This window comes from Kribbella sp. VKM Ac-2569 (assembly GCF_004216905.1).
Lineage (GTDB): Bacteria > Actinomycetota > Actinomycetes > Propionibacteriales > Kribbellaceae > Kribbella.
The window spans coordinates 463,900-486,180 of sequence record NZ_SGXJ01000001.1 but is presented as its reverse complement, the minus strand read 5'-3'; the positions used below and the strand labels follow the sequence as shown (position 1 = coordinate 486,180).

Here is a 22,281-nt window from a genome sequence, read left to right as displayed (position 1 = left end):
CTCATATGCGCTCACTCCTTTGGTCTTTGCCATCCTCGCCCTGTTGCCATGCCCTCACCGTGAGTTGCGTTATGCTGCACGCCACGCGTGCCGGGCATGAGCAACGCGACGGTGTGCTGTAAAAGGAGTTTAGTGACGTGATCGTTAGCTTCCAGGGCTCGAGTAGTGTCGTGACTCAAGATGATAAACGGTGACGGCGAGCATCATCAAGATGGGCCCGAAGGCCGGTGTCGACCAAGCGATTTCTGCCGGGAAGCCTAGGTCCGCACTCCGGTTGAGCAAGATGGCGGCCGGCGCCCATGCGATGAATGCTAATGGGACGGCGAACGTGAAGAATGCGGAGGCAAAGCCTCCGAAGATCTGTAGAGGAAAGTTCGAGTACGTTCCGACCAAGCTGTCAATCGTTCCGATAAGGGCGTCGGTATTAGCGAGGCGAAATGCCGCCGCCGCGCGGATCGTCTGAAGGGATGCCTCGATGAGGCCCCCACCGATAACTGAAGCGCCACAAAATAGCGCCAATCCGAAGGTCCAGTCGATCGATGCATTGCGAACGGCGACTCCTAGGACCGCCGCTGCGATGAAAATGTCGCCTAGTTGCTGGAGATTGAATTGGCGTGTCAACAGTTGTAAGAATGCTGGGACGGGCCGCAGTAGATATCGATCGAATTCACCAGTGTGAACGACGCGGTCGTTGTCGATGACGCGCCTGAAGAAGAACGCATAGATCGCATGCGCTGCCATGCGCAATCCGACTAGCAGCATGACTTCACTGGCGGACCAACCGCCAATTGCACCGAATGAAGTGAGGATCACGCCGATGAACAACAGTTGGGTCGCCTGCGCTGCGGCGCCACCGATCAAGGATTGGAGAAGGTTGACTCGATATTGCAGTTCGGTTGCCAAGCTCAATCTGATCAGAACCCGGAGGGCGGTCAGTGTGCTAGCCGCCATTAACGACCACCACCCGAAGAGCGCGTCGGGCTACCAGATGTAACAAGAGGAATAGGACCGCCAGCCAACTAGCTTGTTGAATCAACAGTTGTTTGGAGTGATCGTATGTCACCTGTCCGAACCATATTTCGAGTGGAGCGAATATTTGGAGCCTAAAAGGCAGGGCGTTGAGCATATGTGCGAGCCACTCTGGTATGAACCATAAGGGAACAATCGCTCCTGAGCAGAAAGTCGCGAGGGTCCGATAAATGTAAAAGGTGCCACGAGTGTCGGTTGTCCAAAATGCGACCATCGACACTGTTAGGTTCATGGTCCACGCCATCAGGAGGCCGAGCCCCACGCTCAGCACGAAGAAGCCGGCGGCCCACAGATCGCGTGGCGCGCTAATGCCGTCAAGTGCGCAGCCCACAATCAGGACGGCGACGGATCCCGGCAAGGCTGCCGCCGCTTCCCCGACACTATGGGCCAGGTTCTGAGACGTGACTCCAATGGGGCGAATGACATCTGTGGCGATCGCCCCCTGCCGCACACGCTCGGGGAGCGAGGAGAGCCGGAACGGTAGTGCCAGATGAGCAACTGCGAGAGAGAGGATCGCATATTGGACAGCTATATCGACGCCGACACCCTGAACAGTTTGACGGTTTGCGTAGACATTTCGCCACACGACGATTAGTAGGACGGCCTGCAAACAAGCGCCGACCACGCTGATCCCAACGTTGACACGAAAGTGAAGTGCCGATTGTGCTCCAAGACGGACCATCGCCGCCGTACCGCGAAGCGCTGCCCTCATGGATTGCCTCCGTAGAGGCGGCGTACGACGTCCTCTAACTGAGGGTCAAGGATCGAGATATCGGACACCTCAAACTGGCTCGATACCGAGTGGATGACCTCCGGAGCCGACACCTCCTGAGGGTCGAAGCGGAGGGTTACTTTTGCGGCTCCTGGCGAACTGACGCGTGTAGCGAGGCCAGAGTCGATTCGGTCGGCGTCGCTCGGAGACCGCGGCGTGACGATCAGATCGCGATACGGCGCGAATCGGCGCTTCAGGTCCTTGAGGTCGCCCTCGTACAACATCTTTCCGCCGTCGATGACCATGATGCGTTGGCACAGTTGCTCGACATCATCCATGTCGTGTGTCGTCAGCATGACGGTCGTGCGGCCGTCAACGTTGAGGCTTGTTATGAGATCGCGCAAGGCGACCTTGGCCACTACATCGAGCCCAACGGTGGGTTCGTCGAGATAGAGGACCGGTGGGCGATACAGAGTTGCCGCAGCAAGGTCGCCGCGTATGCGCTGCCCAAGGGATAACGATCGGACCGGCGTATCGAGGAAGGATCCTAGGTCAAGTAAGTCGTCGAACTGACTCATACGATTGCGGTAGTCGGCAGCGGACACTGAGTACAAGTCCCGAATTGCCTCCAGCGATCGGCGCAGCGGCAAGTCAAACCAGAGCTGAGACCGCTGACCGAATACGACACCGATGTTGAGTGCGTTACGGCGCCGATGCCGCCAGGGTACGACGCCGGCCACCTCGACCCGACCGGCGGTCGGCACCAGGATTCCGGTCAGCATCTTGATGGTTGTGGATTTGCCGGCCCCATTCGGACCCAGGAACCCGACTATTTCGCCTTTGTCGATGGCGAGGCTGATGTCATCGACTGCACGCACGGCCTCACGGGCCGCGAACAACGACCGGAACCTGGAGGCGGGGCCGTCTGGCACGGCTCGGCGATGGAACTGTTTGACGAGATGCTCCGCAACGATCATCGACATGTCCAGACAGCCATCTGTGGCCCCTCCGGCCAACAGTATCGGAGGTTCGAAGACGCTTGCCGCCGTGCGGCAGCTACGAACCGCGTCAGGCGTGGAGGGTGTGGAACCTGAATGGAGACCATCTTCGTCGGGGGAACCGACCGCATCAGAGGCGCCCGGCTCCGGCGAGGCCGCGAGGCTCTGAGGCACCTCATCACCATGTCCTGCATTCAGATTCCCCTCGACGCTACTAGCGATTATCGCGGGATGGTCGGTAAATGGAGTCTCTTGGACTCGCCCTGACGTTGCCTCGACTGTCGAGCGAGATGAGGGTGCCGGAGCACACGTTCGCGATGGTTCCTTCCAAAGGTCCAGACCGCCTCTCTACTGGCCGCATCCTAGCCGGATCTCTCGGAGCTCGACCGGGAACTGGTGTCGTTGGTTGAGGGCTCGCGTTAGGGATCGGTTGTCGCGGTTGTTCGACATTGCGGTGAGTCGAGTGGTGTCTCGGGACCTCGCTCCGGCGCTGCCCGAACGAGGTCCTTAGATGCCGGCGGCTCGGCAAAAGTCGCCTGGTTATCCCGGCACGCCGAAAGATGGTGACCTGTGTCAGCGGCGAGCGTCCGCTCTCTACTCAGGCCAAAATCAACGGAACGCAGGGTCTGTGCACTAACGCGGAATGAGCAGCCTGGCAGGGTGAATCCGCAGGTCAAGGGTGGACTGAGTGCATGTGTCATGCTATTCGTCCACGTGTAGCTGCGCCGCTACGAAGGCGACGGCCCGCCGTCATGGCGCTACGGTCGCGGAAGCCGATGACGCAGGCTGACCTTCGAGGGCAGGGAGCCACTCGCCGACACGGCCGTTTCTGTGGCAGACCGACCAACGCCGTCGACAGCTCCACTTAGAATGTCAAAGCCATCCCGTAGGCTTGACATAGCTACAGGCATCGGAGGCGATATGTCGGAAGCCGAGCTGTGGGCGATGCCGCACGAGTATGGCGCGGGCGCAGCGAGATGGATGGACAATGCGATGGACTCGATCAGTCGTGAGCTCCACCCGATTCTCGGCGCGGTTCGCCGCGAACGGGTCGCCGACCTTCCGAGACCCGATGATCATTCCCCCGATGCGGCAGGAATGGCATCGCCCCTCTACCGTGGCATTGAGGTTCAGCACGTAGTCACCGCCGATGTAGACGACGTACTGATGGGAGATGTTGCCGCGTTTCTGGCCCTTGTTTTCAATCTCGCGGACGAGTTGGGCTCTCAAACGACCCGCGGAATGCTTGAGCATATCAGCGAGATATGTGAAGCGTCGGGACAAGTCATCAAGGCCGACGGTCGCGATTACTTCGACGTGATGATCGAGGCGATGGAAACCATCGATATGGCGTTCGATGAGAACGGTCAGCCGAGTCTGTTCGTAGTTGTCGGTCCCGACACGGCAAAGAGCCTTGAGGGCCGGAAGCCAACACCTGAGCAAGAGGAACGTGCCAGGCGGGTGCTCGAACGTAGGAAGGAGGAATGGGATGCTTCGCGGCGTCGTCGGGAGCTTCCTTGATTCCCTAACCGAGCGAGAGTTTGATGCACCGCTGCTTGCCGTGCTACCCGCTCAAGGATTCACCGATATTCACTTCATACACGGGGGATTTGAGTTCGGTAAGGATGTTATAGCTAAGCGAACAGACGCGAACGGGACGATCAGGCAGTACTCCATCCAGTCGAAGGCCGGCGACATCGGTCAAGGCGATTGGAGGTCGATTCGTCCGCAGCTCGAAGAGTGCGAGTATAATACGAGAGCTCATCCCAATTTTGACGAAGACTTGCCCCGAGTGGCGGTTCTTGTCACCACGGGGCGGTTGAAAGGTTCCGCTGCCGTCGACGCGCAGGAGTTCCGTAAGGCGTGCGAGAAGCGTGGCTTAGCGGACTTTGAGGTTTGGGACCGTTACACCTTGCTGGACTGGCTGTGCCTCGACCCCTCACTCGGGCTGACGGAAATTGGTGTTCAGGACGAGCTGGTCGCCTTGCTTACATCTATCGCCCGGCGGACCCTGACAGAACCCAACTTGGAGCGCCACAGTCGCCAGTGGTTAGCAGGTGATGACGACCGGCATCGCCTCGCCCGAGCGTCGATCGAAACATCCCTAATCTGCACAGAGCTCGTGGCGGTACGACGGCTGGACCTCGCGGCGCTGACAGCGTTACATCTCTATCGTGCCGCTTGGGTTCCACCATCCGCCGACGCTGGCCCGGCGACTGTTTCGGACGCTTCGCTCCGACTTTTCGCCTCTTATGCAACCGAGTTACTGGATCAGGCGACCCCGTTGCTGAGCAGCCCGAAACATCTCGCGGACACAGTCATGGATGCTGGATTCGTAATCACGTATCCAGCGACATGTTGCCGGCTCGCTGAGGTCTTCGGCCTGCTCGCCTTGTTGGGTGAGCCGGACGTCTCCGCACGGGCGGCCGACGCGGTCGCCACTCTGGCCTCCGACCACCCCGGGACAGCGCGACCGCCATCAGACCAGTTCGCCGCGAGTCTCGTCCCACTTGTCGTCGTGCTAGCGCGCCAGGATCGACAGGCTGCAGTCCAGTTCATGCGCAAGGTCTCAATTTGGTTACTCGATCGGCATGATGCGGACAAGAACGGGCTCGGCCTCGGCAGCTTGGACGAGAACGAGGAGACGCAATTCGAACGGCTCGTGGGTGGCGCTACATCCATCACCACTCTCGAGCTACGAAACTCAAGCTACTTGGCCTCCGTTGCGCTCGACGCGTTGTGGGTCATCGGCGCTCAGGACCTCTACGACGCTCTTCTGGAAAACCTGTCCGCGTTGCGGATCGTCGCGAGCGCTACCGCGGCGGACGAGCGATTCGCTCGTTGGAAGAGGGGAGGGGGCAATGTGTTTCCACGAACCCGCGTCGACTACCCAAGGTGGACAGATCGCGCTGGACAGACGCCCACCGCACATACCAGCGCAGAATTAGAAGCTCTACTTTTAGGCGCGGTGTGCCGAAGTCGGCACTATCCCGGAGCAATGGCAGCACTGACCCGGATATCCAGCGACGGCTGATGCGGCTGGCCACCTACAAGCGACGCTGATGGCCGGACGGCTTCTGAATCGGGTCCTCTTGTGATCCGCCAACTGATATGCGCCAGGCTAGAAGTCTGGCGACCAGAGGGAGCCGGCCAATGGACGGATCTGCTGCTGAGCGCTACTTCTGATGTGGAGCCGCGCTTCGAGTGTGGGTTCGCACCCGAGGGGACCTGTCGGCTGTCCGTGTGAGTGTCCGCGTGAGACCTGCCGGCGACCGGGAGCTGGTGGTGGTTAGTGGGTCAAGTTGTCGGGGTTGATGTTGTTGGCGGTGAGGGTGGCTGTTATCCATTTGCGTTGGAGGGGGCTTGCTGTGGCCAGTAGGTACTGCATGGCGTCGGTTGCTCGGTGTTTGCGGCCGTTGGCGACTGATGGGCGTAGGGAGGGCGGCAGGTTGTGGCAGGCGTCTGCGAGGGAGCGGATCCATTCGATGACATCGACATCTATGGGGCCGACGTCTGTCGCTGACCGGACTTCGCCGAAGTAGGCGCTGCCTCGAATGGAGATGAATGCCTCGTAGCACAGGACGGTTACGGCTTCGGTGGCTTGGCGTTCGCGGCGGCGGCGGGAGAGCGGGAGCATGGCTGACATTGTGCATGGTGGCTGGTGAGGGCTCTTATGGCTATGGGTGAAGGGGTTATCGTCGGGTTGTGGGTGGTTGGGACAGCTTGCGGGTCGAGTTGCGGCGGTTGCTGGCGGAGGCGCCAGGGGCGCTGGTGGAGTGGCCTGATCCGGATAGTGAGCGGTACGAGAAGCGGATTTGGATTGGGTTGGCCGCTTGGGCGACGGAGATTGCGGCTTCGTTGCACGCGACGTACGGGGAACTCGTCGACCTGCATGTTGGGGCTATGCGGTTTCCTGGGCGGGAGCTGTTGGTGAATGTGCACAGTCTCCAGTTGCGTGGTGAGCCTGCCGGTGACGCCGGCTTCGAGGTCGAGACACTGGCTCCGCTGGTGGTTCGGACTGGGCACGATGCGCGGCGGGATGTGCTGGTCACCAACCGGACTGCGCGTGCGGAGGTGTTGATCAGCAACGGGGAGCTGTCGGCTGCGGTGGTTGACGGCTCCGGTGGGGTGGTCGGTCGGTTCGTTGGTCCGCATTGCCTGGCACGGAAGGGGTTCGAGGTCGGGCCTCAGGAGAGTCGTTCGGTGCCTGTGTTGATCGGGACGGCGTCGGTGGTTCCTGAGCTGGGGTACGGCGTTCCGCCGGGGGAGTGGGGGCTGGTTGTCGAGCTGGACACCGAGGGCGGCAGGTTGATGTTGGCGTCGTCGTTGCGGATCACCATCACGCCGTAGGGGTCAATAACCGTTTGATTGGTTGTGGGTGCTGCCGAAGACTCAGGTTGCGTGGATGATTCCGAGCTTGAGGTCCTGTTGCGGAATGAGCGGTATCCGCGGGCTGCGGCGTACTCCGGTCGGTGGATGGTTGATGGGGGTATGGGGCCGAATGCTGTGTGGCAGGCGGAGGCTCTGAGTGAGCTCATGTCGCTCGAGGCTGGGATGCGGGTGCTGGATATGGGGTGTGGCACCGCGTTGAGTTCGGTCTTTTTGGCCAAGGAGTTTGGGGTTGAGGTGTGGGCTGCTGATCTGTGGGTTCAGCCTGATGAGAACCTGCGGCGGGTGGCTGAGGCGGGCCTGGAGGGGCGGGTGCATCCGGTGCATGCCGAGGCTCATGCACTGCCCTTCGCTGAGGGGTTCTTCGATGCGCTCGTCAGCATCGGCGCCTACCACTACTTCGGCACCGACGACCTGTACCTCGGCTACTACTCGCGCTTCGTGAAGCCCGGCGGTCAGATCGGCATCGTCCAGCCCGGTCTCGCCGAGGAGTACGAGACGCTTCCGCCGCCACACCTCGCGGCGTACTGGCAATGGGACTTCTGTGCCTGGCACAGCCCGGCCTGGTGGCGGCGGCACTGGGAGAAAACTGGCCTGGTCACCGTCGAGGTCGCCGATCGACTGCCCAACGGATGGCGGGATTGGTTGCAGTGGAACGAGGCCTGCGACCACGACAGCGGTACGCCGGGACGCGAAGAAGCCCAGATGCTCCACACCGACGCCGGCCGGACCCTCGGTCTCACCCGAGTCATCGCCCACCGCAACACCTAGGCTGAAACGCAATCCGTCCTAGGTGAACGGACATCGCGGCGGGCCGGAGTGGGTGGTTCACACGCCCGGAGGCGCGAGGACCGTCTGCGCGCGGCTTTGGCGGGCGTTGTCGGCACAGGCGGCGGGGACTGGGAATAGGCAATTGCTAGTTCCCAGTCCCCGGAGGGGGTGATCAGTGGGGGAGGTCGCCGTTGATCTGCAGCGGCGGGCAACGTCTGGGCGGGGCAGCGGCTGGGTGGTAGCTTCGGCGGCGTGGGGGATGGGGTGGACGGGGTCGCAGAACGCACTGGGTTTTCGGGTGTGGTTCGTGTCGATCGGGCAGGTGTGACTGAGTTCTGCTCGGCTTATGGGTACGCCGACCGGGCCCACGGGATCCTCAACTCGGCCGAGACGCAGTTCGCGACTGCGAGTGGGACGAAGAGTTTGACGGCGTTGGCGGTGATGGGCCTGATCGAGCGTGGGACGTTCGAGCTCAAGACCACCGCCCGTTCGTTGCTCGGCCAGGATCTGCCTCTGATTGCCGACGACGTGACGATCGAGCATCTGCTGGCGCATCGGTCCGGGATCGGGGACTACCTGGATGAGGACGAGGTCGATATCACCGACTATGTGATGCCGGTGTCGGTGCACAAGCTTGCGACGACCGAGCAGTACCTGCCGGTGCTGGACGGGCACGCGACCGTGTTCCCGGCCGGCGAGCGGTTCGCCTACAACAACGGCGGCTACGTCGTCCTCGCTCTGCTGGCCGAACGCGCGAGCGGCATCAACTTCCACGAACTGGTGAGCCCGCTGGTCTGCGAGCCGGCGGGCATGGTCGACACCGAGTTCCTGCGCTCCGACGAACTCCCCGGACGCGCCGCGCTCGGCTACCTGAATGTCGACGGCCTGCGAACGAACGTCTTGCATCTCCCCGTCATTGGCAGCGGTGACGGCGGCATCTACTCGACCGCCGCCGACCTCAGCGCCTTCTGGGACGCGCTCTTCGCCGGCCGGATCGTCTCCCCGGAACACGTCGCCGAGATGGTGCGCCCGCGCAGCGACTGGCCGGAGGAGACCAGGCGCTACGGCCTCGGGTTCCACCTCCACGCGACGGGCGACGGCGTCTGGCTCGAGGGGTACGACGCAGGCGTGTCCTTCGCCAGCCTGCACAAGCCGTCGTCATCGATCACCTACACCGTCATCGCGAACTGGTCCGACGGCGCCTGGCCGATCGTCAAGGTCCTCAACGACCAGCTCGGCATCTGAACCAGAAACGCGCACGGCCGCAGGGTTCGGCGATCGCCAATAGCATTGCCGGTATGGCGGATTCGGTGCGGATCGGTGTTGTCGGTGCGGGGAGCATTTCGGTTCGCGGGCTCCTTCCGCATCTGGGCCAGCCGGATCTCGCCGACCGAGTGTCGTTGGGCGCGGTGTGTGACCCCGTGCCAGGGCGGGCGGAGGCGGCGGCCGAGAAGTTCGGGGTCGAGCGGGCGTACGTCGAGTACGAGGAGTTGCTGGCGAGCGGCGATGTCGATGCGGTGACGATCGCTTCTCCGATCGGGTTGCACTACGAGCAGGGCAAGCTCGCGTTGCAGGCAGGAAAGCACGTGCACTTCAACAAGACGATGACAATCACCGTTGCCGAGGCGACCGAACTCATCGAGCTCGCAGCCGCCAACGATCTGCGGATCGTCGCCTCACCGGGGGAGATGTTGCGGCCGCATCATGTGCGGACACGGGAGTTGATTGCCGAGGGCGCGATCGGGACGTTGTCGTGGGTGAGCTGCGGTGCGGCGTTCGGCACCTACCACGAGGACGAGTCCGTGCGCGGCGGGAACGACGTACTCACGAACATCGATCCGTCGTGGTACTTCCGCAAGCCCGGCGGCGGACCGCTGTACGACATGACGGTCTACGCGCTGCATTCCGTGACCGGGATCCTCGGGCCGGCGCAGCGGGTCACGGCGATGTCCGGCGTACGGGTGCCTGTCCGGACGAGCGGAGGGGTCGACGTACAGACCGATGCCGACGACAACACCGTCATCCTGATCGACTTCGGCGACAACCTGTTCTGTGTCGCGACCGGGACCGCCGCGGGCGGGATGCGAGGAGGGTTCGGCGGCGCCTATTACGGTACGGCGGGAACGATCGACGGGCTGCTGCTCAACGGCGAACCGTTCGACTTCCCCAACCGCAACCCGTCCGAGCTCTCGCCCCGTGGGCCGGGGAACCAGGCGCTGCTTCCGCACGTGACCGGCGTACACCGGGAGATCGAGGAGCAGCATGTGTACGAGGACGTCATGCAGCTCGTCGACTGGGTCCGCGACGGCAAGCCCTCGATCGTCACCGCCGAACACGCGCGCCACGTCATCGACATCATCGAATCCGCGTACCGCGCGTCGGCGACCGGTCAGACCCAGGCCCTCACCACGACGTTCTGAGTCCTACTTGTATTCGGCGAGGCCGATGATGATGCCCGCCGGGCCGCGGAAGTAACAGAGCCGGGTGTTCTCGCCGAACTGCGCTACCTCGCCGATGAGTTCGCCGCCGTGCCGGCGCAGGCGGGCGATGGTGTCGTCGATGTCGTCGACCATGTACATGACGCGATGCGTACCCAGGATGTTGTGCGGCTGGTTCCTCGGGCTGGGGAGCAGCGCGGGGCTGTGGTACTGCGACAGCTCCAGCCGGCCGTGACCGTCTGGGGTCGCCATCATCGCCACGCCGCACCGGATGCCGTCCAGTCCGACGGCGCGGTCCGCCCACGCGCCCTCGATCTCCGCTTCGCCCTCGAGCTCCATCCCGAGTTCGATGAAGAACGCGACCGCGGCCTTCAGGTCGTCAACGACGATGCCGACGTTTGCCATCTGCTGAATCGTCACGCTGGTGCTCCTTCTGAGTCACGCGGCCCGTCCTGGCCGCTTACACACCTAGGACGGACCCAACGCGACTCCCTCGACATCCGGAACGCAGCGATTTCCTTCTAGCTTTCGCAGCAGGCTCGGTGGAGCCATTCGGGCTCGTGCCACCAGTAGTCGGTGTCGTGAGCGTGGGCTTGGGAGCGGGACAGGGGTTGTGGGGCGTTGGCGGTGTGGACGGTCGGCTGCAGGTTGTTCGTGGACGAGTACGGCGTCAGTAGGTCGTCGACGGTGTAGTGGTTGCCGGCGATCATCACCTGTTGTACGGCGGCGGCCGCGCGGATGTCGGCCAACGGGTCTCCGCTGACGAAGGACAGGTCGGCTTGGGCTCCGGGTTTCACGACGCCGAGCTTGTCCTCCAGGTTCAGCCACTTCGCCGGGTTGCGCGTCGCCGTCGTCAGGGCCTCGTACGGCGTGAATCCGCCCGCGACCATCGAGCGGAGGTTGGCGTGCAGCGACACGGCCATGTTGTCGAGGGGAGTGTCGGTACCGGAGATGACCAGCCCGCCGCCGCGGTGGATCCGGAGCACCATGTCGACGTTGCCGCGCAACAGTTCGCGCGTGGTGACGCCGGCCGGGCCCTTCGCGGTATTCACCTCGGTGATCAGCGCGTTGTACTCCCAGGACGGATACAGCGTCGTCGTACGGCGGTCCGTGAGCAGGGACGGATCGTCGACGTGCGCCATGGTCGAGTTGAAGAGCGTCGGCGTCACGGACAGGCCGGCTCGCGTGAACAGTGTCACCACGTCGGCGTACGCGCGTCCCAGCCGGCTGACCGTGTGCGAGTACCCGAGCCGGTTCGTCGCGCCGGTGTGCTCCATGCCGTCCATCCCGAGATGCTCCGCGGGATAGAGGTAATGCGACGACAACTGGAGCCCGAGCTGGTGCACGTACGCGATCGCCCGCCGCTGGTACTCGATCGGCAGCCGCACGTACGTCTTCACCAGGTCGTACGCGAGCCCCTCGACCCGATTCAGCTCCAGACCGAGCTGCCGCAGCGACAACGTCGGCCGCATGAAGTTGTAGTACACCCGCGACCCGTCGATCGCCTCACCCGTCGCGAAGTACCGAGGACCGCGCAAGGACCCGCTGACGAGCGCCTCCCGGGTCTCCTCCATCTGGTACGCCGGATCGCCCGGAGAGCGCGTACTCGTGATCCCGTACGCGAGCCACAGGTTCCCCTGCCGCGCGCCCCACGCCCGTCCGCGCAGATGCCAATGGTTGTGCGCGTCGATCAACCCGGGCATCACGGTCAACGCCGACGCGTCGATGTCAGCACGGCCACTGTGCGGTCGTACGGCGGCGATGCGCGCACCGTCGACGACCACGTCGACGTCCCGGCGCAGTGAGGTCGCGCGTCCGTCCCACAACGCACCTGCGTGGATCGTGACGTGCTGGTTGACGGTCGCCCGCCGGTACTGCAGGTCGAGCTTGATCGTCTCACCAGTTGTCGTGCGCAACCGTCCGTTGTTCAGGTAGATCAACGTCTCGTTTTTCAGCCACACGGGGGAGTCCGTCACTTCGTTGGTGACTGCGCGTGGCTCCCCGGTGAAGCGGCCGCGTGCATCGACCGGTACGACGTACAGCAGGCTCTCCACCACGAAGGCGAGCTGCTTGCCGTCGGGTGAGAACACGGGGCCGTCGTCGCCGCGAGTGGCGAGCGAACGGAACGGCATCGGCTCGACGTACTCGAGCGCGGTCGACGCGACATCGACGTACAGCAGCTGGCTCGTGCCCTCGCGGAAACGTTTGGAGAATGGCTTCACTGCGGCGAGGACGATCGTCTTGCCGTCGCGCGACCAGCTGACCCGGCCGGGCTGGAACAACGTCGGCGTGAGCTGGCGGACCTCGCCCGAGGCAAGGTCGAGAACCCAGGCGATGCCGTCCTGGTCCTGGTAGGCGATGCGCTGCCCGTCGGGTGCGAAACGCGGCGCAGTCTGAGCGCCGGGGAGACCAGACAGCTTGGTGTTCGTACCCGTTGCCAGATCGTGCAGCCACAGATCCGCTGTACCGTCGCGATCGCTTGCGTAGAGCAACTTCTTGCCGTCCGGCGAGAAGTCCGGGTCCGAGTTGAAGTAGCCGTCGGCAACCACCTTGCGGGGTTGCGTCTTGCCGTCGGTCGACGCCAGCCAAAGGGCGTTCAACGCGCGGAACGCGAGCCACTTCCCGTCCGGCGACGCGGTCGGGCTCGCGATCCCGCGCACCGCTCGCTTGCCGGTCGACTCGAGATCAGGAGCCTTCGGCCGCGGCCGCCGCGACGTCACGGGGACAGTGGCTGCAAACGGTACGACGCTGTGCTCGCCGCCGGCGTCGGCGGTGTTGTACCGGTGGACCGTGCCGTCGGCCGTGTAGAAGAGGTCCGTCGACGCCCACGACGGCGGGACCGCGAAGACATCCTGTCCATCGCTGACTTGCTGATTGTCAACAATCAGATCGCAAGACGGACCGGTCAGTCGAACGTACGCGAGCTTGCCCGCCGGCGAGTAGGACGGGCCGAAGAGGCTGATCCCGGTCTGATTGTTGACAATCGTCGTGCGTACACCGGACGCGAGGTCGAGTTCGAGGATCGAGTTGGTGTCGACGGTGAACGCGATCTTCCGGCCGTCGGCGGAGACGGTCGGCTCGGCCTCCTCGCTCGTGCTGTCGGTGAGCGCCACGATCGCGCCGCTCGCAAGGTCGAGGCGGTGGATGCCGTAGCTGCCCGCGGTGTTGCCCCCGTCGCCGAAGCCGCCGCGGTCCGACGAGAAGACGATCGATCGGCCGTCGGGCGTGAAGTGCGGCTCGCGGTGGTCGTATCGTCCGCTGGTCAGCTGCCGTAGGCCGCTGCCGTCGGGCCGGATCGACCAGAGGTGGAAGTTCCCGTCGCGGTACGACTGGAACACGATCGACCGCCCGTCCGGCGACCAGCGCGGGCGGGTCGCGTCCTGCAGGTCGTCGGTGAGCCGGCGCGACGTACCGCCCGCGGCCGGCGTCACCCAGATCGCCGTCACCAGGTCGAACGCCAGCCACTTCCCGTCCGGCGACACCGACACCATCAGGTTCGTGCCCTCGCTGAGCACGGCCTGTCTGTCGGTTGACGCCTCAGTGGCTGCCTCGGTCGGCAGGGCCGGAAGTTGTACGGCGCCGACGGCGGCGGCGCCTCCGCCGAGCTGCAGCGCGCGTCGCCGCGAAATGCTCCAGGAACCAGGGTTCTCGCTCACGTCATCGGATCCAATCCCTCGAGGGCGGTGGGACTCCTCCGAATCTGCCAGTACCGTCCGAGTCGCACGAACCTGACCGGCGCGTCCCGCGCCCAACGGCCGCTACCGTGCGCCGAACGGCTCACCGTCTATCGTCTGCGCCATGCAATCTCTGTCTCCGCGGGCTCGGGCGCTGGGTGCGGCCGGGCTCTGTCTGTTGATCGCCGTCGTGGCCGGGCTCGCGGTCGACATCCGGCTCGACCGGCACTGGATCCTCCGCGGCCTCACCGCCCTGCTCGCGGTCTGCTGTGCCGCGCTGCTGGCCACCGACCAAACCCGGCGGCTGCGGCAGATCGTGACGGGGGTCGGGCTGGGGATGTTCGGGCTGATCATCCCGGTCTCGCAGACGGCCTGGTCGAAGCCGCCGGAGATCGACTTCGCGCTACAGGTCGCGACCGACGCGAAGAACGCGGCGGAGAAGAACAACCAGAGCGCGGTCTCGGTCGCGGACGTGCAGGCCGCGGCCGAGGCACGCGGGGGAGCAGTAGGAACGCTCCCGACCGAGAAGAATCCGCAGGTGCGCGGCGCAGACGCCTACCCACTCGTCATCCGCGCCAAGCGCGACCAGGGCCGCCCCTGGGCCTGCCTCTCCTTTGTCTACGGCCTGGACGCCAAGGTCCGCTCCTGCTGAAGCCCGCTATTCGTAGGCGGCGCTCAACTCCTCGGCCCGATCCAACGGGTCCCACGTGACAGGCCTGCCGTCGAGCTGAGCCTCGACGACCTCCAGTCCTGCCTCCCAGCCCGCCGACGCAGGTCCGGCGGCCTCGGGATCGGACAGGATGTTGGTGAACACCAATCGGCTACCCGTCGAGGTGCGAGCGATCTCCCAGGTGAGGAGCTCGCCGGCCCATTCGTACTCCAGTACAGTCGGCGGCTCGCTCCGCAGCAGGCGCCCGTTCGGCTTGCGGTCCGGGTCGTCCGCCATCCCGTACCGCCGCTGCTGTTCCTCCGTCACCGCGAAGAAGAGCTCACTCCCGACCGGCCGATCCAGATCCACCACGGCGGGGAACCACGAGGACAGTCGCGCAGGATCGGTGATCGCCTGCCACACCTGCTCCGGTGGATGGGGCAGCAGTCGTTCGAACCTGATCGCAGTCCGTCCGTCGCCCGTCGTGAAGACCGTTCCGCGCCGACTGTCCATGCCAGCAATATAACCCACGATGAATATAAGCGCCCATGGAACAGAGATAGCCGCGTCGGCCACGCCGAGTCCCATTTGGTGGGCAATCGATTTCTAAGCGGACCGGGCGCGGCCTAAGGTCGCGGGTATGACTCTTGGGAACCTCACCGGCATCAGCGCGCTCGCCGACGTCGAGTCGCGCTCCATCAGTGCGGAGAACCCCACCGGCGAGCCCGGTCAGGGTGGACGGCGGACCGAGGGGACCGGCGCGCACGCGGCCCGCGACCTCGGCCAGGGCTGGAAGGTCTCGCCGTCGATCGAGATCGGGCCGGGGGAGACCGTGACGCTGGCGGACATCGCCGGGTCCGGCTGCATCACGCACATCTGGCTGACCACGCATGTCGACCACTGGCGCCGGCTGGTACTGCGGGCATTCTGGGACGGCGACGCCACCCCCGCGATCGAGACGCCGGTCGGTGACTTCTTCTGCTCCGGCTGGGGCAAGTTCGCCCAGGTGAGCTCGCTGCCGGTCGCCGTGAACCCCAACGGCGGCTTCAACTGCTACTGGGAGATGCCGTTCCAGTCCCAGGCGCAGTTGACCATCGAGAACACACACGACGAAGCAGTGGTCGTGTACTTCCAGGTGGACTACTGGCTGGGCGATGTGCCGGACAAGTCGGCGTACCTGCACGCGCAGTGGCGTCGGAGCAACCCACTGCCTTCAAAGACGGTGCACACGTTGCTGGACGGTGTGGAGGGGCCGGGGCATTACGTTGGCACCTACCTGGCCTGGGGCGTCAACAGCACCGGCTGGTGGGGTGAGGGCGAGGTGAAGTTCTACCTGGACGGCGACGACGAGTTCCCGACCGTCTGCGGCACAGGTACCGAGGACTACTTCGGTGGCGCCTGGAACTTCGACGTACCTCACCTGGGCGGCTACACCGAGTTCAGTACGCCGTACCTCGGTATGCCTCAGGTGATCCGGCCGGACGGGCAGTACCAGAGCCAGCAGCGATTCGGCATGTACCGCTTCCACCTGCCGGACCCGGTCCGCTTCAAGGAGCGGCTGCGCGTCGACGTACAGGCGCTCGGCTGGCGCTCCGGCGGACGTTACCTGCCGCTACAGGACGACATCTCGTCCACGGCGTTCTTCTACTCGGGCAGGACGAGTACGGCGCGACCCGACGCGCCGACCCACGACGTGATGGAGATCTGCTGACACGGCGTCACGCCTATACTCCACCGCTGTGACGTTCACGGGGGGACGTACAAGGGAGTAGTGGGATGCGCCGCGTTCTGTTCATCGTCGGCTGGGCGGTCGCTGGTGCGCTCGTGTGGGCGATCATCTTCGGATTCGCCCTGTTGCTGGGATCCGACGATCCCGACGACTTCTTCGAGCAGGCGACGTTCCGCACCGAGAAGGTGGTCGCTGTTGCCGGTGCCTCCGTGGCCGATGGCCCGTGCGGCGAGAGCAAGGACGGCAAGGGGACGACGCACACCCACGGCACGTCGTACGAGGTCGACCTGACCTGGACGGACGCAGACGGAGACACACGCCACGGCGTGATGTCGACCTGCAACCGTCGGGACGAGGGCGAGCATGTGACGGTGTGGGTCAGTTCGCACAACGCAGTCTTCAACAGGTCGCCGTTCGCGATGTACAGCTCGGTCCCCATCGCTGCCGGGCTGTTCGCGCTCGGCGCGTGGGGATGGACCTGGCTGACGAAGGACGAGCGGCGCGGGTCCGAGACCCTGCGTCAGCGGCTCCGTCGGTACAGGCTCCGCCGGCTGAGGCTGCGCGAGCTCAGGCGAGCGAAGCGGAACTGATCGGCCCTGTGGATGGCACAGCTAGCCAGGTATCGGTAGAGAGCCGTGTAGCGCCGTGCTGGTGAGGACGACCAACGCCGCGGTCCAGGCGAGGGGAGCTTCGCCGGCCGGCTCCAGATCTCGGTTGACCTTCTCCGGCAGGGCGCCGGTACTGGTGCGGTGGTCGGCGAGCCAGCCGAGGAGGTTGTTCGCGGTGGCGTGATCGCCGCGGGCCGCGGCGCTGAGGGCGAACAGGGCGGTCTGCGGTGTCCACGACACACCGTCCGCCCGCCAGTCCTCGCCTGGTGTCACTCCTCCGTTGGGCTGTGTCAGGGCGGCGCGCGCTCCGTCGATCGCCGTACTGACCACCGGGCGGGCAGGCGCGAACGGCGGGCCCAGGACAGTCACGATCGCGTCCCGGCCGCCCCCGACGGCGATCGGCTCGACGCCCGGCTCGACGAAACTGGTGGCCCGCGCCGGGGTCCGCGGATAGTCCGGTCCGAAGACCCGATCGGTTGCCTCCGACAACGTGTCGACCGCGGACCGCCAGCGGGTGGCCTCGGCGGAACGGTGCAGTTCGGTCGCGATCTGCACGGCGGACCTGAGCCCGGTGAGGAGTGGGGCGACCGTGCCGAGGGTCAGCTCCTTCTCGCGCCGCTCCCAGTAGTCGGACGAGGGAGCAGGCAGACCGTCAGGAGCGAGCTCGGCGACGATGTGGTCGGCCGACTCGCGCACCAGGTCCCAGTACCTTCCGCCCGCGCGACAGAACCAGGTGGCCCACAGGACCCACCCAGACCCGTCCAGCTGCGGGGCCCGCCCGTCGTCCACCCGAGCACCAGCCTCGGTGTAGCGCGCTTCCCACTGCCCACTCCGCGGCCGCAGGCGGTTGAGGAACGACAGTACGTCGTACGCCTTGTCGTACTGCCCGACGGAGCACCGCGCGGCTGCCACGAACGCCGCGTCCCGCGGCCAGACGTACCGCCACGGGCCGTCCCAGCCGGCCAGGGTCGCGCCGTTCGGGAGGGTGAGCGCGTTGAGGTCAGCTAGTGCGTGCTGGACCAGGTCGTCGTGCTGCTGGAGCGACGAACCGGCGTGTACGGGGGCAGCGTCACTGGGGACGCCGTCGGCGACCAGGCGGGGTTGCGGGTTGCGGACCAGGTTGCTGGCGGTCCCGGCGGCCAGTATCGCGAGCAGGAGGGCGATCACGACGTACGGGAACCACCGGTCCCGCCGCTGACTCTCCCGCATGGTCCCCCCGAATCTACTGTGCCAGGTGCTGCACTTCCGCCTCGAACTTACGCCGTGGTGCCAGCTCGACCAGATACATGGCCGACACCACCAGTGCGCCGCCGACCAGCATCCGCCAGGTGAGGCTGTCGGAGCCGAACAGCACCGCGAACGACGAGGCGAACACTGGCTCCATTGTCATCGCAATCGCCGCGCGGGTGGGAGTCAGGTGTGCCTGTGCCCAGGTTTGGACGATCAGCGCGAGGGCTCCGGCGACCAGCGCCATGTAGATCACGCTGACCCAGTCGCCGCCGGTGCTCGGCACCGAGAACCCGCCGGGCAGCGCGCCGATCGCGCAGACGCACGTGATCACGATCATCTGCAGCGACGACAGACCGAACGCGTTCCTCGAGGTCGACCAGGCGCCGAGGCCGATGATGTGCAGCGCGTAGAGGCCGGCGGACGCCAGCGTCAGCAGCTCGCCGTGGCCGAGGCTGAGTCCGCGCAGGGACAGTACGCCGAGACCGGTCGTGGCGAGGATCACGGCGACCCAGGCCCAGCGGCCGATCTTGTGCCGCAGGATCACGGCGCCGAGCAGCGGGGTGAAGACGACGTACATGCCGGTGACGAAGCCGGAGACGCTCGCCGAGGTGTGCCGCAGACCTTCGGTCTGGAGGAGCTGGGCGATGCCGTACGTGATGCCGAGGGCAACGGCGCGGCCGCGGTCCAGGCGGCTCAGCCGCGCGATCGCGGGCGGATGGACCAGCACCAGCGCGACCGACGCGATCAGGAACCGCAACGCCAAGTAGTCGGCGACGTCCATCCTGGTGAGCAGGTCCTTGGTCAGGAAGAACGTCGACCCCCAGGCGGCCGCAACCGACAGCAGGGCCAGCACGGCAAGACGGGGGTGGTTCACGCCGGACATCAGATCAGACGCCTTGCGTGCAAGGCAAAACCGCGCCTAAAGGACGGTGATCACGATGGTGCTGCCGGGTTTGACCTTCCGGCCGCCGGCTGGGCTCTGGGCGGCGACGATGTTGAGGCCGAGGTTGAAGGGAGCCTTCTGCACCGTCACCTTGAAGCCGGCGTCGCCGAGGATCTTCTGTGCGTCGGCGGTGGTCTTCCGCTTCACGTCCGGGACCTCGACCAGCGGCGGACCGAGCGACACGACCAGCGAGACCTTGTCCTTGGCGAACAGCGTGCCGTTGTTCGGGCTCTGGCTGATCACGTTGCCCTCGGCGACCTTCTCGTCGTACTGCGAGCTGCGCCCGACGACGAACCCGAGTTTGGTCAGCGTCTTCTTCGCGTCCTTGTACGACTTGCCGGTCAGGTCCGGGACGGTGATCGGCCGTTTGCCCTTGCTGACCGCGAAGTTCACCGCGGTCCCCGGCTTCACGACCGTGTTGAACCTCGGGCTGATCGCGATCACCTTGCCCTGCGGCACGGTCTCGTTGTACTGCTCGTTGATCTTCCCGGTGATCAGCTTGATCGGCGACAGCGCTTGCTGCGCGGCGTCCAGTTGCAGACCGACGAGCTGCGGCACGCGGTACCGCTCCGGTCCCTTGGAAACGGTGAGACCGATCTCACCGTCCTTCCGGATCCGGTCACCTGTCTTGGGATCGGTCCGGATGACCAAACCCTTCTTCACGTCCTCCGAGTAGTCCTGGTTGTCCAGGCTCGTCCGCAGGCCTGACTGCTCCGCCTTCGCAGTCGCGTCGGCGGGCGCCAGGTTCACCAGGTCGGGCGTGGTGGTGTACCGGTGGATGCCGTAGTACCAGGCCGACGTACCGATGCCGATCGCGGCCGCCAGGATCAGGATCAGCGCGATCGGTCCCCGCGACCTGCGCCGCGGCGGCGCCACTGCAGATGTCTTGGCCGGAGCGCCCGTCGGCCGTCCGTAGTCGACCGGTACGACGATCGTGTCGTGACGGATCTCCTGGCCGTCCAGTGGTGCTTCCCCGCGCGTGTAGCCGTCGTCGTACCCGCTGTCCTGCCGGATCTGATGAATCGGCACCGTCAGGTCACCGGTCAGCTCAGGGTCGTCCGGCAGCCCTTCGTCCAGCGCACTGCGTACCCGGTGCACCTGCCGGCTGAACACCCGCGCGTCGGTCGGCCGCAGGTCCCGGTCCCGCGCGGTCGCGCGCTGCACGAGCGCATCGACGTACGGCGGGATGCTCGGCTGCTCCAGCGACGGTGGGGGTACGTCGGCATGCACGTGGGCGTACGCGACCTGGATGGGGGTGTCACCGGAGTGCGGCTTGTTGCCGGTGAGCATCTCGTACAGGAGGATGCCGGCCGAGTACACGTCCGAGCGGGCGTCCGCACTGCCATCTGTGACCAGCTCCGGGGCCAGGTACGACACCGTGCCCATTAGGAGCCCCTGGGTGGCGGTGTTGCCGCTGGCACTCACTGCGCGGGCCAGACCGAAGTCGGCGACCTTCACCGCGCCCTTGTCGGAGATCAGGACGTTCTCGGGCTTGATGTCGCGGTGCACGATGCCGGCGTCGTGGGCGGCCGACAGCGCGGACAGGATCGGTGTCAGCAGGTCCAGCGCGCGGGCGGGGGACAGCGGCGCCTCCTCGCGGATGACGTCGCGCAGCGTGCGGCCGCGGACGTACTCCATCGCCAGGAACAGCGTGCCGTTGTCGTCGCCCTGGTCGAAGACGGCCACCACGTTCGGGTTCGAGAGCCGGGCGGCGGCGCGGGCCTCGGCCACGAACCGGCGGGTGAACTGGGCGTCGTCACCGAGCCCGTCGTGCATCACCTTGAGCGCGACGGTCCGGTCCAACCGCATGTCCAGCGCCTCGTAGACGGTGGCCATGCCGCCCTTCGCGACGCGCGCGCCCACGCGGTACCGACCGTCGAGCACGCGCCCGACGAGGCGGTCGCTGACCTGCGTGTCCACGTCGTCCGTCACTTGCGGTGAGCCGCCTCTCCCCAAACCGTTCTGCTCAGAGAGTGTAGATAACGCCTCAGCGTCACCGGCTCAGGCTCACCGCAGGGGGTCCCACCCGCGTTCGAGCTGAGCCTGGATCCGGAGGACGTTCTTCACGTAGAGCTTCGTGTCGGCGTACATACCGTTCTTCTTCACGCCGCCCAGACCCTGGTAGTAGCCGGCCACCGCGATATCGAGCTTGGCGGCGCCGGTCAGGCGGCTCAGCAGGACGACGCCGGCAGTGACGTTGTCGCGTGGCTTCAGCAGGTCCAGCTCGCGGCCGACGAGCCGGGAGGCGAACCGGCCGGTCGACGGGATGACCTGCATCGCGCCGATCGCGTTCGCCGGGGAGACGACCCGCTGCTTCCAGCCGGACTCCTGCCAGCTGACCGCGAGCGCGAGTTCCGGGTCGACGCCGTACCGTTTCGCGGTGCTCACGATCAGTGAGCGCACCTGGGTCCGGGTCGGCAGCTTGCGCTTCTTCAGGGTGGCCCGGTTGCGGTTGGCCGCGGCGACGATGTGGTCGGCGTACGTGCGCCCCGCGAACGTGTTGTCGGTCCGGGCCTTCGGGCGCACCTTCACCGGCACCTGCAGCGGCTTGCCGGCGTAGATGCGGGCACCCGCCTTCAGCCCGTTCGCGGCGAGCAGGTTGGCCTGCGAGCACTTGAAGCGCTTCGCGATCCCGGAGACGGTGTCGCCGGGCTTCACGACGTACGTCACCCGGCCCAGCTTTGAGCGCGTCTTGGTCGTGGTGGTGGTTGATCCTTTGCCAGGGACCTTGAGCACCTCACCCGCGTAGATCGCGTTGCCGTTGCCGGGCAGCTTGTTCAGCGCCACCAGCGTCGAGACCGTCGTGCCGTAGCGGCCGGCGATGTGGCTGAGGGTGTCACCCTCCTTGACCTTGTACGCGCCGAGGCCAGGCGCACCGGCGGTGATCACCGCCGCGGTCAGCACCGGTACTGCCAGGCCGCTCAAGATCCGTACGACGTTGCGCATCGCAACCAACTCCCCGTGTGAACGTCACCTGACCGTATGTGTTGATACGGATGTGACAACAGGGGCGAATGGGGTTGGTGTTGCGCCTGTAACGCAAAGGTTACAATTCAAGGCTGAACTACATTGTTGTCGTTCACAATCTTTCCGGTTGCTGCGGGCAACGGT

The 22,281-nt window shown here is 65.4% G+C and carries 20 protein-coding genes; 9 read left to right on the top strand and 11 right to left on the bottom strand.

The window, feature by feature from the left end:
• Nucleotides 1-144 precede the first annotated feature (144 nt).
• The 3 genes from EV649_RS02225 to EV649_RS02215 are packed head-to-tail and all read right to left on the bottom strand — an operon-like array spanning nt 145 to nt 2,718.
• Nucleotides 145-903 (bottom strand): ABC-2 family transporter protein, encoded by a 759-nt coding sequence (locus tag EV649_RS02225; RefSeq protein WP_157996148.1) that lies wholly within the window; start codon nt 901-903, stop codon nt 145-147.
• A 37-nt stretch (nt 904-940) separates the two neighbouring features.
• The gene (locus tag EV649_RS02220) at nt 941-1,741 is read right to left on the bottom strand and encodes an ABC-2 family transporter protein (RefSeq protein ID WP_130379963.1); all 801 of its coding nucleotides are present in this window, start codon (nt 1,739-1,741) and stop codon (nt 941-943) included.
• Nucleotides 1,738-2,718 carry an ATP-binding cassette domain-containing protein gene (locus EV649_RS02215; RefSeq protein ID WP_241997666.1) on the bottom strand — a complete coding sequence of 327 codons (981 nt, stop codon included), beginning with the start codon at nt 2,716-2,718 and terminating at the stop codon, nt 1,738-1,740. Before EV649_RS02215 ends, EV649_RS02220 begins: the two co-directional genes overlap by 4 nt.
• A 942-nt stretch (nt 2,719-3,660) precedes the next feature.
• Here EV649_RS02215 and EV649_RS02210 point away from each other — a divergent pair.
• Together EV649_RS02210 and EV649_RS02205 are read left to right on the top strand one after the other, a co-directional pair.
• On the top strand, nt 3,661-4,260 hold the full coding sequence (locus EV649_RS02210) for a hypothetical protein (RefSeq protein ID WP_130379959.1): 600 nt from the start codon (nt 3,661-3,663) through the stop codon (nt 4,258-4,260).
• A complete protein-coding gene (locus EV649_RS02205) occupies nt 4,229-5,773 on the top strand; it encodes a hypothetical protein (RefSeq protein WP_130379957.1) in 1,545 nt (514 codons plus the stop codon). The genes EV649_RS02210 and EV649_RS02205 overlap by 32 nt, the downstream gene beginning before the upstream one ends.
• Nucleotides 5,774-6,028: 255 nt before the next feature.
• Here EV649_RS02205 and EV649_RS02200 read toward each other — a convergent pair whose 3' ends face one another.
• On the bottom strand, nt 6,029-6,376 hold the full coding sequence (locus EV649_RS02200; protein WP_130379955.1) for a hypothetical protein: 348 nt from the start codon (nt 6,374-6,376) through the stop codon (nt 6,029-6,031).
• A 266-nt stretch (nt 6,377-6,642) separates the two neighbouring features.
• Between EV649_RS02200 and EV649_RS02195 the strand changes: the two genes are divergently transcribed.
• The 4 genes from EV649_RS02195 (at nt 6,643) to EV649_RS02180 (ending at nt 10,319) form a co-directional block, all read left to right on the top strand.
• Nucleotides 6,643-7,089 carry a hypothetical protein gene (locus EV649_RS02195; RefSeq protein ID WP_130379953.1) on the top strand — a complete coding sequence of 149 codons (447 nt, stop codon included), beginning with the start codon at nt 6,643-6,645 and terminating at the stop codon, nt 7,087-7,089.
• 126 nt (nt 7,090-7,215) lie between these two features.
• Complete coding sequence (locus tag EV649_RS02190; protein ID WP_130383481.1) at nt 7,216-7,899, top strand: methyltransferase domain-containing protein; 684 nt, start codon at nt 7,216-7,218, stop codon at nt 7,897-7,899.
• A gap of 252 nt (nt 7,900-8,151) precedes the next feature.
• The gene (locus tag EV649_RS02185) at nt 8,152-9,144 is read left to right on the top strand and encodes a serine hydrolase domain-containing protein (protein ID WP_130379951.1); all 993 of its coding nucleotides are present in this window, start codon (nt 8,152-8,154) and stop codon (nt 9,142-9,144) included.
• 53 nt (nt 9,145-9,197) lie between these two features.
• The gene (locus tag EV649_RS02180) at nt 9,198-10,319 is read left to right on the top strand and encodes a Gfo/Idh/MocA family oxidoreductase (RefSeq protein WP_130379949.1); all 1,122 of its coding nucleotides are present in this window, start codon (nt 9,198-9,200) and stop codon (nt 10,317-10,319) included.
• 3 nt (nt 10,320-10,322) lie between these two features.
• On the opposite strand, the gene EV649_RS02175 is transcribed toward EV649_RS02180, so the two are convergent.
• Nucleotides 10,323-10,757, bottom strand: a complete 435-nt coding sequence (locus EV649_RS02175) for a VOC family protein (RefSeq protein WP_130379947.1) — start codon at nt 10,755-10,757, stop codon at nt 10,323-10,325.
• Nucleotides 10,758-10,858: 101 nt separating this feature from the next.
• A complete protein-coding gene (locus EV649_RS02170) occupies nt 10,859-13,993 on the bottom strand; it encodes an amidohydrolase family protein (protein ID WP_241997664.1) in 3,135 nt (1,044 codons plus the stop codon).
• 142 nt (nt 13,994-14,135) lie between these two features.
• Here EV649_RS02170 and EV649_RS02165 point away from each other — a divergent pair, with 142 nt between their 5' ends.
• Nucleotides 14,136-14,663: a hypothetical protein gene (locus tag EV649_RS02165; RefSeq protein ID WP_130379945.1), complete on the top strand. Its 528-nt coding sequence runs from the start codon at nt 14,136-14,138 to the stop codon at nt 14,661-14,663.
• 6 nt (nt 14,664-14,669) lie between these two features.
• Here EV649_RS02165 and EV649_RS02160 read toward each other — a convergent pair whose 3' ends face one another.
• The gene (locus tag EV649_RS02160) at nt 14,670-15,173 is read right to left on the bottom strand and encodes an SRPBCC domain-containing protein (protein WP_157996146.1); all 504 of its coding nucleotides are present in this window, start codon (nt 15,171-15,173) and stop codon (nt 14,670-14,672) included.
• Between the two features lie 127 nt (nt 15,174-15,300).
• Here EV649_RS02160 and EV649_RS02155 point away from each other — a divergent pair, with 127 nt between their 5' ends.
• Both EV649_RS02155 and EV649_RS02150 read left to right on the top strand, forming a co-directional pair.
• Complete coding sequence (locus EV649_RS02155; protein ID WP_130379941.1) at nt 15,301-16,371, top strand: glycoside hydrolase family 172 protein; 1,071 nt, start codon at nt 15,301-15,303, stop codon at nt 16,369-16,371.
• Between the two features lie 65 nt (nt 16,372-16,436).
• Nucleotides 16,437-16,979, top strand: coding sequence for a hypothetical protein (locus tag EV649_RS02150; protein ID WP_130379939.1), 543 nt, complete (start codon nt 16,437-16,439; stop codon nt 16,977-16,979).
• A 21-nt stretch (nt 16,980-17,000) separates the two neighbouring features.
• Here EV649_RS02150 and EV649_RS02145 read toward each other — a convergent pair whose 3' ends face one another.
• The 4 genes from EV649_RS02145 to EV649_RS02130 form a co-directional block, all read right to left on the bottom strand.
• The gene (locus tag EV649_RS02145; RefSeq protein WP_130379937.1) at nt 17,001-18,206 is read right to left on the bottom strand and encodes a glucoamylase; all 1,206 of its coding nucleotides are present in this window, start codon (nt 18,204-18,206) and stop codon (nt 17,001-17,003) included.
• Nucleotides 18,207-18,219: 13 nt separating this feature from the next.
• On the bottom strand, nt 18,220-19,110 hold the full coding sequence (locus EV649_RS02140; RefSeq protein WP_130379935.1) for a DMT family transporter: 891 nt from the start codon (nt 19,108-19,110) through the stop codon (nt 18,220-18,222).
• A 36-nt stretch (nt 19,111-19,146) separates the two neighbouring features.
• Complete coding sequence (pknB, locus tag EV649_RS02135; RefSeq protein WP_130379933.1) at nt 19,147-21,102, bottom strand: Stk1 family PASTA domain-containing Ser/Thr kinase; 1,956 nt, start codon at nt 21,100-21,102, stop codon at nt 19,147-19,149.
• Between the two features lie 75 nt (nt 21,103-21,177).
• Nucleotides 21,178-22,116: a LysM peptidoglycan-binding domain-containing protein gene (locus EV649_RS02130; RefSeq protein WP_130379931.1), complete on the bottom strand. Its 939-nt coding sequence runs from the start codon at nt 22,114-22,116 to the stop codon at nt 21,178-21,180.
• Between the last annotated feature and the right edge of the window lie 165 nt (nt 22,117-22,281).